This is a genomic window from Streptomyces solincola (assembly GCF_002982015.1).
GTDB classification, from domain to species: Bacteria; Actinomycetota; Actinomycetes; order Streptomycetales; family Streptomycetaceae; genus Streptomyces; species Streptomyces solincola.
The window spans coordinates 1-12,548 of sequence record NZ_PVLV01000045.1; the positions used below are offsets into that span (position 1 = coordinate 1).

The 12,548-nt window shown below is 72.8% G+C and carries 9 protein-coding genes; 2 read left to right on the forward strand and 7 right to left on the reverse strand.

Translation table 11 applies throughout. From position 1 onward, the window contains the following. Window positions 1–576: 576 nt before the first annotated feature. The 3 genes from C6N75_RS03205 to C6N75_RS03215 form a co-directional block, all read right to left on the reverse strand. On the reverse strand, window positions 577–1,569 hold the full coding sequence (locus C6N75_RS03205) for an ADP-ribosylglycohydrolase family protein (protein ID WP_105867296.1): 993 nt from the start codon (window positions 1,567–1,569) through the stop codon (window positions 577–579). 12 nt (window positions 1,570–1,581) lie between these two features. Next, entirely contained in the window at window positions 1,582–2,241 is a 660-nt protein-coding gene (locus tag C6N75_RS03210; RefSeq protein WP_105867297.1) for a histidine phosphatase family protein, read from the reverse strand. A gap of 83 nt (window positions 2,242–2,324) precedes the next feature. After that, on the reverse strand, window positions 2,325–2,930 hold the full coding sequence (locus tag C6N75_RS03215; protein ID WP_105867298.1) for a YdbC family protein: 606 nt from the start codon (window positions 2,928–2,930) through the stop codon (window positions 2,325–2,327). Between the two features lie 160 nt (window positions 2,931–3,090). On the opposite strand from C6N75_RS03215, the gene C6N75_RS03220 reads away from it, so the two are divergent. Further along, window positions 3,091–3,630, forward strand: coding sequence for a TerD family protein (locus tag C6N75_RS03220; protein ID WP_105867299.1), 540 nt, complete (start codon window positions 3,091–3,093; stop codon window positions 3,628–3,630). A 142-nt stretch (window positions 3,631–3,772) separates the two neighbouring features. Here the strand turns inward: C6N75_RS03220 and C6N75_RS03225 are convergent, their stop codons facing one another. Beyond that, on the reverse strand, window positions 3,773–6,658 hold the full coding sequence (locus C6N75_RS03225) for a vitamin B12-dependent ribonucleotide reductase (protein ID WP_105867303.1): 2,886 nt from the start codon (window positions 6,656–6,658) through the stop codon (window positions 3,773–3,775). 397 nt (window positions 6,659–7,055) lie between these two features. Continuing rightward, window positions 7,056–7,568, reverse strand: a complete 513-nt coding sequence (gene nrdR / locus C6N75_RS03230) for a transcriptional regulator NrdR (protein ID WP_105867300.1) — start codon at window positions 7,566–7,568, stop codon at window positions 7,056–7,058. 495 nt (window positions 7,569–8,063) lie between these two features. Between nrdR and lexA the strand changes: the two genes are divergently transcribed. Next, window positions 8,064–8,882, forward strand: a complete 819-nt coding sequence (gene lexA, locus C6N75_RS03235) for a transcriptional repressor LexA (protein ID WP_105867301.1) — start codon at window positions 8,064–8,066, stop codon at window positions 8,880–8,882. Window positions 8,883–9,505: 623 nt separating this feature from the next. On the opposite strand, the gene C6N75_RS03240 is transcribed toward lexA, so the two are convergent. Both C6N75_RS03240 and C6N75_RS03245 read right to left on the reverse strand, forming a co-directional pair. After that, entirely contained in the window at window positions 9,506–11,491 is a 1,986-nt protein-coding gene (locus C6N75_RS03240; protein WP_105867302.1) for an ATP-dependent DNA helicase, read from the reverse strand. A gap of 122 nt (window positions 11,492–11,613) precedes the next feature. Next, window positions 11,614–12,548 (reverse strand): IucA/IucC family protein (locus C6N75_RS03245; RefSeq protein ID WP_322888026.1); only part of this gene is annotated, 935 nt, incomplete at its 5' end.

A 12,548-nucleotide genomic window follows, 5' to 3' on the forward strand; every position in this document is an offset into this window, starting at 1 on the left:
ACCAGCCGAGGGCGTCCCCGACACGCGCGGCCCACCCGCTCCGGAGCCGGTCCGCGGCGGCCCGGCCTCGGCCCCACCAGGCGGAATCGTTCCTGCATCGACCAGAGCAGGACTCGGAGCGAGAGCCGGAGCGGGGGCGGGAGCCGGGGCCGGAGCGGGAGTCGGAACCGGAGTCGGATCGCTGCCCGGCTGAGGCTGACGCGGAAGGACATCGTCCGGATGGGCGGCGCCCTGGATGTCCGCGCCCTTGGACGGCTCCGCTGGATCGGATCGATCAGTCGGAGCAGACGGACTGGATGGTGTGGCCGGATCGGACGGATCGGACGGATCGGACGACGGTGTGTCGGACACGGGCCCCCTCCCGGTCGGACGCTCGGGTCCGCCGATCAGCGGCGTACGACCTGCGGCCCGGGCTCCGGTGACTGTTCGCGCGCCCGCTGGTGATCAAGGCGGCGGTGTGGCCGAAAGGCTAGCCCGGAAAGGCCCCGCCGCAGCTCACGGAGGTGCGCTGTGGCAGGACCGTGACAAGTGACCCCGGCGGGGTCGCCGCCTCGGTCCCGGCCTCAGGCCGGCGCCTCAGGCCTCTGACGTCACCCAGTCCGGCAGCGCCTCCGTGCGCTCCAGCCACTCCGCGGGCGGACGGCCCGCCGGCGTGCCGGCCACCACGCCGCCGGCGATCGCGCAGGTCGTGTCGATGTCTCCGCCGGCCTGGGCCGTCGTCCAGAACACCGTCTCGAAGTCGCCCAGCGCCCGGGCGGCCGACCACAGCGCGAACGGCACCGTGTCGTGGGCGCTGGTCCGCCGGCCGCAGCCGAGCACCGCCGCGACCGTGCCGGCGTCGCCGTAGTCGAGCATGTCCCGGGCACGGCGCAGCCCCGCGCCGACCGCGCTGCGCGGCACCAGCGCGACGACGCCGTCCAGCAGTTCCTCCGGCGTCGGCGGCCCCTCGGGACGGGCTGCCAGCGCGGCGGCGGCGGCGACCGCCATGCAGCCGACGACCGCTTCGCGGTGCTGGTGGGTGGTGTACGAGGAGATCTCGGCCTGGTGGGTGGCCTGCTCGGGGTCGTCGGCGTACCAGGCGCCGAGCGGGGCGATCCGCATCGCGGCGCCATTGCCCCACGAGCCCTGCCCGTTGAACAGCGCGGCGGCCAGCTCTCGCCAGTCGCCTCCCTCGCGGACCAGGCGGAGCATGCGGTTGACCGCGGGCCCGTAGCCGCGGTCGACGTCGTGGTGGTGGGCGAACGAGCGGGCGAGTTCGTCCTGGTCGACGCGGTGGTGGCAGGCCAGGACGGCGACGACGGAGCAGGCCATCTCGGTGTCGTCGGTCCACTGCCAGGGCCCGGGCGGCAGCTCCCGCCGCTTGAGCAGCGGGTAGTGGGCCGGGACGAAGAACTGCGAGCCCAGGGCGTCGCCGACGGACAGGCCGCGCAGGCTGGCGAGCGCGCGGTCCAGCGGGCCTGGGGCGGCGGCACCGGCCGCGGAGCCGCCGAGTGGACTGAGGGAGGGGGTCGGACGGTCGCCGGGAGTGCGGGGACCGTCCACGGAGCGGGAAGAGGAGTCAGCCGTCATCGCACTGCCACTCTAACCGGTGGTCCCGTACGGCTCCGGGTCCCGCCACTGCTCGAAGGGCCGGTCGAGCGCGTAGCGGCCGTCGGCGCCGAGCAGCAGCGTGCGCGTCTCCCCGTTGGCGGGATTGCGCAGGCACTCGAACTCGTCCACCGACCAGTGGAACCACCGCATGCAGAACAGCCGCATGGTCAGCCCGTGGGTGACGAGCAGCACGTTCGGCGGGTGGTCCGGTTCGGCGAAGCTGCGGTGCAGGCTCTCCAGGAAGGCGCCGACCCGGTCGTAGACGTCGGCCCCGGACTCGCCCTGGGCGAAGCGGTAGAAGAAGTGGCCGTAGGCGTCGCGCTTGGCCTTCTGCCGGCGTACGTCGGCGGGGTCCTGCCAGTTCCCCCAGTCCTGCTCCCGCAGCCGGGGCTCCTCGCGCACCCGGGTCAGCGCGGGATCCAGCCGCAGGGCCTGGAGGGTCTGGTGGGTGCGGCGGTAGGGCGAGACGTAGACGCTGATCCGTTCGCCGGCGAACGCCTCGCGCAGCCGGTCGCCGGCCGCCTCGGCCTGCCGCAGCCCCCGGTCGGTGAGCCCCAGCGCGTGGTCGGGCTCGCGCTCGTACACCGTGTCGTCGGTGTTGCCCTCCGATTCGCCGTGCCGTACGAGGACGATGCGCCGCGGTCGTGCCATGCCCCGACCTTATGGCCTGGCCCGCCCCGCGCCCGGACGGGGGCGGGCCCCCGCCCACCGGGTGACGACCGGCGCACCGGTGGTCAGACCGTCCAGGCCGGCTCCAGGTCGACGACGTCCCCGGTCAGCGCGGCCACGTCCGCCTCGATCTGCGCCCGCAGGGCCAGCCGCTCCACCCGCTCGGCGCGGTACTTGCCGTGCTCGGCGGCCGACCGCCACATCGACAGCACCAGGAACTCATGCCCCGGCGCCTCCCCGAACAGCCCGCGCAGCATCCCGGGGGAACCGGCCATCGCCGGGTTCCACACCTTCTCCTGCATCAGCGCGTAGTGCTCGACCCGCTCCTCGTGGATCCTGCTGTGCGCCACCCGGACCACGTCGGCGTCGGTGAACCGCGGCTCGAAGCCGGTCTTCACGTCGAAGCGGTGCTCGAACAGCTTGGCCTGCGGCTTGGTGTAGGTGCCCACCTGGGCGGCGGCGAGCCGGTCGTGCGAGCGCGCCATGAAGGAGTCGTAGAAGGGACGGCTCTCCCAGAAGGCGAAGACATGGGCGACTCCGGGGCGGATCCGGCTCCAGCCGCCGCCCTGCCCGCGGAAGCCCGGTTCGCCCAGCAGCCCCGCCCACTTCCGCTGCGCGCGCTCGAACCCCCGCCGGTCCACGACGGTGCAGCGAATCCACTTGACCAGCACCGCGCCATCGTACGGCCCCCGCGCCGTCCGCCTCGGCACAATGCCGCGCATGACACCATGGCAACGGCCCCGCCCTCGGGGGAGGTTGACGGGCGGGGGTTGACGAGGCGGCCCGGCGCTGGGCGACCGCCGCCGGTGGCCGCGGACGAGAGGGGAAGGCGTGACCAGCAGTCTCAACAAGGGTGTCGGCAAGGTGCAGGTGACACTGCGGTGGGACCCGAGCCCGGCCGGCGCCCCCGACCACGACCTGGACATCATCGCCGCCGTGTACCCGCGGGAGGACCCGCACGGCGCACCCGCCTACCTGGTGCACTTCGGCAGCCGCTCCCCTGACGGCACCATCACCCTGGACCGGGACAGCCGCACCGGCCAGGGCTTCGGTTCGGACGAGGTGATGACCCTGGAGCTGGAGCGGCTGTCACCGGCGTACGGGCGGGTCGTGGTGGGCGTGGCGATCCAGCAGGGGCAGGGGCGGATCGCCTTCGCCGACGTGGCGGACGCGCAGGTGTCGGTCAAGGAGGGCTACGAGGAGTTGGACGCCCACCGCCTGGACGGCCTCGGCGCGGCCACCGCGGCCACGATCGCGGAGTTCACGCGCGCGGACGGCGGCGCCGGCGCCTGGCGGTGGGGCCCGCTGCTGCGCGGCTTCGACGCCGACCCGCGCGCCTTCGCCACCCTGATGGGCGCCGCGCACGACTGACCGCCACCCGGACCGTACGCACGAGAAGGGCCCCACGCGCGAAGGGCGTCCCTCCCCGTGCGCACGGGAGGGGCGCCGGCCACGGGCCGGCGCCCCTCTCGGTCACCGGCCCAGGACGGGTCCCGGGCCGGTACCGCGTGGATCAGCTACAGCCGCTGGTGGAGCCGCAGCCCTCGCAGATGTAGCAGGAGCCGGCGCGCTGCATCTTGGTGCCGCAGGAGAAGCAGAGCGGGGCGTCCGCGCTGATCCCGAGCTGCATCTCGACCAGCTCGGCCGAGGTGTGGGCCTGCTGGGGGGCAGGGGCCGGGGCCTGCGCCGGGGAGGCGGCGGCCGGGGTCTCCCGGTGGAGCGGGGCGGACTGGGCCAGCGACTCGACGTCCACCTCCTCCTCGGGGGACTCGTACGAACCGGTCTCCAGGTGGCGCTGGCGCTCCTCGGCGGAGTGGATGCCGAGCGCCGAGCGGGTCTCGAACGGCAGGAAGTCCAGCGCCAGACGGCGGAAGATGTAGTCCACGATGGACTGCGCCATCCGCACGTCGGGGTCGTCGGTCATGCCGGCCGGCTCGAAGCGCATGTTGGTGAACTTCGAGACGTAGGTCTCCAGCGGCACGCCGTACTGGAGGCCGACCGAGACGGCGATGGAGAAGGCGTCCATCATGCCGGCCAGGGTGGAGCCCTGCTTCGACATCTTCAGGAAGACCTCACCGAGGCCGTCGTCCGGGTAGGAGTTGGCGGTCATGTAGCCCTCGGCGCCGCCGACGGTGAAGGAGGTGGTGATGCCGGGGCGGCCCTTGGGGAGGCGCTTGCGGACCGGGCGGTACTCCACGACCTTCTCGACCGCGGCCCGGATCGTCTCCTCGGCCTTCTCGGTGACCTCGGCCTTCTCCTGCTCCTTCTTCTTGGCGGAGAGCGGCTGGCCGACCTTGCAGTTGTCGCGGTAGATGGCGAGCGCCTTGACGCCCAGCTTCCAGGCCTCGAAGTAGATCTCCTCGACCTCCTCGACGGTCGCCGACTCCGGCATGTTGACCGTCTTGGACAGGGCGCCGGAGATCCACGGCTGGATCGCGGCCATCATCCGGACGTGGCCCATCGCGGAGATGGAGCGGTCGCCCATGGCGCAGTCGAACACCTCGTAGTGCTCGGGCTTCAGACCGGGGGCGTCGACCACGTTGCCGTGCTCGGCGATGTGGGCGACGATCGCCTCGATCTGCTCCTCCTGGTAGCCCAGGCGGCGCAGGGCCTGCGGGACGGTGCCGTTGACGATCTGCATCGAGCCGCCGCCGACCAGCTTCTTGAACTTGACCAGCGCCAGGTCGGGCTCCAGGCCGGTGGTGTCGCAGGACATCGCCAGACCGATGGTGCCGGTGGGGGCGATCACGGACGCCTGGGAGTTGCGGAAGCCGTTCTTCTCGCCGAGCCGGATCACGTCCTGCCAGGCCTCGGTGGCGGCCGCCCACACCGGGGTGTCCAGGTCGTCCATGCGGACGGCCTTGGTGTTGGCGTCGGCGTGCTGGAGCATGACCCGCTTGTGCGCGGTCGCGTTCAGCGCGTAGCCGTCGTACGCGCCGACGACCGCGGCCAGCTCGGCCGAGCGCCGGTAGGAGGTGCCGGTCATCAGCGAGGTGATCGCGCCGGCCAGGGCGCGGCCGCCGTCGGAGTCGTAGGCGTGGCCGGTGGCCATCAGCAGGGCGCCGAGGTTGGCGTAGCCGATGCCGAGCTGGCGGAAGGCGCGGGTGTTCTCGCCGATCTTCTGGGTGGGGAAGTCGGCGAAGCAGATGGAGATGTCCATCGCGGTGATGACCAGCTCGACGACCTTGGCGAAGCGCTCGGCCTCGAAGGACTGGTTGCCCAGGCCGTCGTCCTTGAGGAACTTCATGAGGTTCAGCGAGGCCAGGTTGCACGAGGTGTTGTCCAGGTGCATGTACTCGCTGCACGGGTTCGAGCCGTTGATCCGGCCGGACTCCGGGCAGGTGTGCCAGTGGTTGATGGTGTCGTCGTACTGGATGCCGGGGTCGGCGCAGGCCCAGGCGGCCTCGGCCATCTTGCGGAAGAGCGACTTGGCGTCGACCTCCTCGATGACCTCGCCGGTCATCCGGGCGCGCAGCCCGAACTTCCCGCCCTCCTCGACGGCCTTCATGAAGGCGTCGTTGACGCGGACGGAGTTGTTGGCGTTCTGGTACTGGACGGACGTGATGTCGTCGCCGCCCAGGTCCATGTCGAAGCCCGCGTCGCGCAGCGCGCGGATCTTCTCCTCCTCGGTGACCTTGGTCTTGATGAAGTCCTCGATGTCGGGGTGGTCGACGTCGAGGATGACCATCTTGGCCGCGCGGCGGGTGGCGCCACCGGACTTGATCGTTCCGGCGGAGGCGTCGGCTCCGCGCATGAAGGAGACCGGGCCGGAGGCGTTGCCGCCGGAGGAGAGCAGCTCCTTGGAGGAGCGGATGCGGGAGAGGTTCAGACCGGCGCCGGAGCCGCCCTTGAAGATCATCCCCTCTTCCTTGTACCAGTCGAGGATCGACTCCATGGAGTCGTCGACGGAGAGGATGAAGCAGGCGGAGACCTGCTGCGGCTGGGGCGTGCCGACGTTGAACCACACCGGGGAGTTGAAGCTGAAGATCTGGTGGAGCAGGGCGTACGCCAGCTCGTGCTCGAAGATCTCGGCGTCGGCGGGCGAGGCGAAGTAGCCGAAGTCCTCGCCGGCCTTGCGGTAGGTCTTCACGATCCGGTCGATGAGCTGCTTCAGCCCGGTCTCGCGCTGCGGGGTGCCGACGGCCCCGCGGAAGTACTTGCTGGTGACGATGTTGACCGCGTTGACCGTCCAGAAGTCCGGGAACTCGACGCCCCGCTGCTCGAAGTTGACCGAGCCGTCCCGCCAGTTGGTCATGACGACGTCACGACGCTCCCAGACCACCTCGTCGTACGGGTGCACACCGGGGGTCGTGTGGACGCGCTCGATACGCAGCCCCTTGCCGGCCTTGGTCCCCTTCGTACGGGTCCCACGTGCCGGGCTGCTCGCCGTCTCTGTCATGCCGCCTCCCATATACGGGCAAAACACCTCGGAGTGCCCGGAACTTCCCCGGGCACCCTCTTCTGTCTGTCGCCACGGCCACCACGCACGGTGACCGTGACACGTCTTCGCGCCGCCCTGCGGTCGCTCCCCGGCGCACGGGCCGGTCCGCCTCCCGGCGGTCCGGCCCGGCGGTCGTCCCACTTCTGCGGCCGTGCCTCCCAGACCGGGGCCGGAAGGGGCCGGCGCCCGGGCTCGCCCGGGCGTCCCGTCCGCTCACGCCGGAGCGGCCGGTAGTCGTACGGAGCGGGGGCGCCCGTCTCCGGGCGCCGCGCCGCTCGTGCGGCGTCCCCGTCCCCGGGGCGCCGCGTCGTGCGGTCGTCGGCCGGCCGGCGGGATCCCGCGGCCGGCCGCGGCGTCAGTCGGCGGCCTTGGCCGGGACGGGGACGCCGGCCGGCGTCCCGCTCCCGTCCTCGGTGCCGTGCGGCCGCCGCTCGCGGAGTTCCGCGATGGCGGTCTCGAAGTCCTCGAGTGAGTCGAACGCCCGGTACACGGAGGCGAAGCGCAGGTACGCGACGAGGTCGAGTTCCTGGAGCGGTCCGAGTATGGCCAGTCCGACGTCGTGCGTGGTCAGCTCGGCACTGCCGGTGGCCCGCACCGCCTCCTCGACCCGCTGCCCGAGCTGGGCGAGCGCGTCCTCGGTGACGGGGCGCCCCTGGCACGCCTTGCGCACCCCGGAGATGACCTTGGTGCGGCTGAAGGGCTCGGTGACCCCGCTGCGCTTGATCACCATCAGGGAAGCGGTCTCCACCGTGGTGAAGCGGCGGGAACAGTCGGGGCACTGGCGGCGCCGTCGGATCGACGTGCCGTCGTCGGTGGTCCGACTGTCCACGACCCGGCTGTCGGGGTGCCTGCAGAAGGGGCAGTGCATGGTCCGAACCCTCCTCACACAGCACGACTGAACAGCCTCGCCGAGCCCCTTTCGGAGCCTCGCGAAGCAGCCACCAGCATAGGCGATGACCTCCGCCCCGGAAGACGGGGCACCACTACTTGTGGGCGGCCGCGGCAATCCAACCACTAGATCTGGGGTCTACCCCCGAAACGACACGCAGAACGCGGATACGCCGGGGAGAGCGCCGGAGCCGTCCCAGAGCCTACGGGAACCCCGGCGCGGCCCCGACCCCGGATACCCCGCCCGGCGGATCAGGCCGCCGGCGCGGCGGATAACGTGGCGGAGGCGTCCGAAAGGCGCACCCGTCGGTACCGCCCGTCGGAGCCGTGGTGGACACCTGAGCGATCGCACATACACCTCGCCAGGCGTACAGGTAAGCCAATTCTTGATTTTTCACTCGAACGTGTGTTTGGCGCAACCTTTCGAAAGCTACTACCGTTGGCTAGCTAGGGAGACCATTCGAGAGGGGCTGACGTGACCACCACCGCAGACAGTGCCGCCACCATCACCGCCCAGGCAGCACAGGACCGCTCGCAGGGCCGCTTCGAGCCGCCGAGCCGCTTCGAGCAGGTGCGCGCCGTCAGCGACCCCGCCGCCACGGACCCGGAGGGGGCCAAGCCCGCCCGCGCACTGCCCGGGCGCCCCCCAGGCATCAGGGCGGACAGCTCCGGCCTCACCGACCGGCAGCGGCGGGTCATCGAGGTCATCCGGGACTCGGTGCAGCGCCGGGGGTACCCGCCGTCGATGCGTGAGATCGGCCAGGCGGTCGGCCTCTCCAGCACCTCGTCGGTGGCCCACCAGCTCATGGCGCTGGAGCGCAAGGGCTTCCTGCGCCGCGACCCCCACCGCCCCCGGGCGTACGAGGTGCGCGGCTCCGACCAGCCGAGCACCCAGCCCGCCGACACCACCGGCAAGCCCGCCGCCTCCTACGTGCCGCTGGTGGGCCGGATCGCGGCCGGCGGGCCGATCCTCGCCGAGGAGTCGGTGGAGGACGTCTTCCCCCTTCCCCGGCAGCTGGTCGGCGACGGAGAGCTGTTCGTGCTGAAGGTCGTCGGCGACTCAATGATCGAGGCGGCGATCTGCGACGGCGACTGGGTCACCGTCCGGCGGCAGCCCGTCGCGGAGAACGGCGACATCGTGGCCGCCATGCTGGACGGCGAGGCCACCGTCAAGCGCTTCAAGCGGGAGGACGGCCACGTCTGGCTCCTCCCGCACAACGCCGCCTACCAGCCCATCCCCGGCGACGAGGCCACCATCCTCGGCAAGGTCGTCGCCGTGCTCCGGCGGGTGTGAGGGCCGCCGCCCCCGCACCGTCGGCTCCGACAGGGCCCCGGAACCCACTGCGCCGGTTCCGGGGCCCGCCCCTGTCCGGGGTCGCCCACGACCGGGGCCGGGGTCGCCCTGAACAGGGGGCTGGAGCCGTTCCCGCCGGGGTTGTTCCCGCCCGGGGTCGGGGTTGCTCCTGCCCGGGGGCAGGGCCGTTCCCGGCCGGGGCTGGAGCCATTCTCTTCCGGGACCGGGGCCGTTCCCGCGCGGGGTCGGGTTGCTCCTGCCGGTGGCCGGGGGCCAGCCCCTCCCGTGTCGGGGGCCGTTTCTGCCCAGGGTGGTCCGCTCCCGCCCTTGCCCTGGGTCGCGAGACCGACGCTCAGGGGCTGCCGGCCGGGCGAGGCGCGCCCATGGCACGGCGACCGCCCTGCGTACCGGCCCTTGGGCGGCGCGGGCGGACGTACCGGCCGATGTGCGGGCGACCGTCAGACGGCCGTACCAGCCGATGTGCGGCCAGCCCTACCGGCGATCGGGCGGGCAGCCGCACCGGCGGACGTACAGGGGCGGTGGCGAGTGCGTCCCTGCCACCCCCCTGCGCGGGCGCCCAGCCGTCTCCGTCCGCCGCGGCGGCGGCAGTCTTCCCTTCAGCGTCAGGCCGTGCCGGCGGACGTGCGGGCGGCGGTGTCGATGGCGGCGAGGGAGCGCCGGACCTGGTTGCGGTCGGTGGTGTACCAGAAGTCGGGCAGGGAGGCGCGGAGGTAGCTGCCGTAGCGGGCGTTCGCCAGCCGGGGGTCGAGGACGGCGACCACGCCGCGGTCCCCCGTGGCCCGCACCAGCCGGCCCGCGCCCTGCGCCATCAGCAGGGCCGCGTGGGTGGCGGCGACCGCCATGAAGCCGTTCCCCCCGGCCTCCTCCACGGCCTTCTGCCGGGCGCTCATCAGCGGATCGTCCGGACGCGGGAACGGAATACGGTCCATGACCACCAACTGGCAGCTCGGCCCGGGGACGTCGACGCCCTGCCACAGCGACAGCGTGCCGAACAGGCAGGTCTCCGGGTCGGCCGCGAAGTTCTTGATCAGCTCGCCCAGGGTGTCCTCGCCCTGGAGCAGCACCGGCTTGTCCAGCCGGCCGCGCAGCTCCTCCGCGGCCGCCTGGGCGGCCCGCATGGAGGAGAACAGCCCGAGCGTGCGGCCGCCGGCGGCCTCCACCAGCTCCGCCAGCTCGTCCAGCATGTCGGCGCGGCTGCCCTCCCGGCCGGGGGTGGCCAGGTGGCGGGCCACGTAGAGGATGCCCTGCTTGCGGTAGTCGAACGGCGAGCCGACGTCGATGCCCCGCCAGCTCGGCAGCTCCTCGCCCTCCGCGCCGACCGTGCCCTCCGGCGGCAGCCCCAGCGACGCCCCGACGCCGTTGAAGTCGCCGCCCAGCTTGAGGGTGGCCGAGGTCAGCACCACCGAGCGCTCGGTGAACAGCTTCTCCCGCAGCAGCCCGGACACCGACAGCGGCGCCACCCGCAGCGAGGCCCCGAAGCGGTCGTGCCGCTCGTACCAGACCACGTCCCACTCCGAGCCCAGGGTGATGCGCTCGGCCACGTCGTGGATGTTCTGCACCGAGGCGAGGGCCTGCTTGCGGACGGCGTCCTCGTCCTGCACCGAGCGGTCCCGGGTGCTGCCCAGCGCCGAGATGACCGTGCGGGCCGCGTCGCGCAGCGCCGTCAGCGCGTACCCGAGGTCCTCCGGGATCTCCTCCAGCCGCCCCGGCAGGGCCAGCTCCATCAGCCGCTCGAACCCCTCGGACGCGGTCTGGAGCTGGTCGGCGGACTTCTCGTCCACCAGCTTGGCCGCCCGCCGCACCGCCCGGTTGACCTGCCCGGGGGTCAGCTCGCCGGTGGCGACGCCGGTGACCCGGGAGACCAGCTCGTGCGCCTCGTCGACGATCAGCACCTCGTGCGGCGGCAGGATCGGCGCGCCCTCCAGCGCGTCGATCGCCAGCAGCGCGTGGTTGGTGACCACCACGTCGGACAGCTTGGCCCGCTCCCGCGCCGCCTCGGCGAAGCACTCCGCGCCGTACGCGCACTTCGACGCACCCAGGCACTCCCGCGAGGAGACCGACACCTGCGCCCAGGCGCGGTCCGAGACGCCGGGGGTCAGGTCGTCGCGGTCCCCGGTCTCCGTGTCGTCGGACCAGTCCCGCAGCCGCAGCAGGTCCTGGCCCAGCTTGCTGGACGGCGCGGCGGCCTCGAACTGGTCGAAGAGCCCCTCCTCCTCGTCCTGCGGCATCCCCTCGTGCAGCCGGTGCAGGCACAGGTAGTTCGACCGGCCCTTGAGCATGGCGAACTCCGCCCGGCGCCGCAGCAGCGGGTGCAGCGCCTCGACCGTGCGCGGAAGGTCGCGCTCCACGAGCTGGCGCTGGAGGGCCAGCGTCGCGGTGGCGACCACGACCCGCTCCCCGTGGGCCAGGGCCGGCACGACGTACCCCAGCGACTTGCCGGTGCCCGTGCCGGCCTGGACCAGCAGGTGGGAGCCGTCGTCGATGGCCTCGGTGACGGCCTCGGCCATGGCGGTCTGGCCGGGCCGCTCCACGCCGCCGACGGCGGTCACGGCGGCGTGCAGGAGCTCGGAGAGGGATGGCTTCGTCATAGCCCGTCCACCCTACGGGGCGGCACTGACAACCGGTCCCCGGTCGGTGGATCACCGACCCGTCCCCGGGGCCGGGCCCGATCAGATCCGGAGGCAGATGATCGGGCCCGAGCGCCGCGTCGTCAGTACCGGTCGTCCGGTCCGGGGTCGGCGAGCGGGTTGGGCACGGTGCCGTGCACGGCCGCGTGCGGGCGTTCCGGCCGGTCCCGGTAGCCGTCGAGGTGCAGCCGGTTGCGGTTGAGGCAGAGCCGCTCGATCCGCGGGGTGAGCAGGTCGAAGAGGGCGAACCGGTCGGCCAGCTCCGGGAAGCGGCGCTGGTGGCGCAGGATCTCCGCCCGGACGAGTGACCAGAAGTGCGCCTCGGGCACGTCCAGTTGCTCCTCGCACAGCGGGGCGAGGTAGCGGAAGACGCCGACGAAGAGCCCGGAGTGGATGAACTGGGTCAGGAAGCCGGGCTCCTCGGTGAGCAGCACCTCCCGCACCTCGTCGGGCATGCGGGCGTGCTCGGGCAGCGGCACGGCGCTGACGTTGACGTCGTCGACGAAGTCCTTGACGGCCAGCCGCACCGGGACGTCCCGCTCGTCGAAGACCACGATGGCGTTCTCGCCGTGCGGGGAGAAGACGGTGCCGTAGCGGTAGAGGAAGTGCAGCAGCGGCGGGAGCAGCGCCGCGAAGAGCCGGCGCAGCCACTCGCGCGGCTCCAGGCCCGAACGGGCGACCAGCTCGGCGGTGAACGCCCGGCCGTCGGGGTCGGTGTGCAGGAGGGCGGCCAGGGTGCGGGCCCGTTCGCCCGGCGGCAGCTTCAGCGGTTCGCGCCAGATCGCGCCGAGGAGCTCCTTGTACTGGTACGGGACTTCGGGCAGCCGGTCGTACAGCGGGTGCTCGACCGCGACCGAGGCGACCTCGCCGAGCAGCACCACCCGGCACTCGTCGGTCAGGAACGGGTCGCCGTCCCGCAGGCCGTGCACCCAGGCGGTCACCGCGGGCGCGGCGAGGGTCCGCTCGGTGGGCAGGCCGCGCCAGACCAGGGTGTTGAGGATCGACAGCGGGAGTTTGA

Coding starts and splice junctions, on each gene's coding strand:
- nrdR (WP_105867300.1), bottom strand. CDS start 7,568: ATGCACTGCCCCTTCTGCAGGCACCCCGACAGCCGGGTCGTGGACAGT.
- C6N75_RS03240 (WP_105867302.1), bottom strand. CDS start 11,491: ATGACGAAGCCATCCCTCTCCGAGCTCCTGCACGCCGCCGTGACCGCC.
- C6N75_RS03225 (WP_105867303.1), bottom strand. CDS start 6,658: ATGACAGAGACGGCGAGCAGCCCGGCACGTGGGACCCGTACGAAGGGG.
- C6N75_RS03210 (WP_105867297.1), bottom strand. CDS start 2,241: ATGGCACGACCGCGGCGCATCGTCCTCGTACGGCACGGCGAATCGGAG.
- C6N75_RS03205 (WP_105867296.1), bottom strand. CDS start 1,569: ATGACGGCTGACTCCTCTTCCCGCTCCGTGGACGGTCCCCGCACTCCC.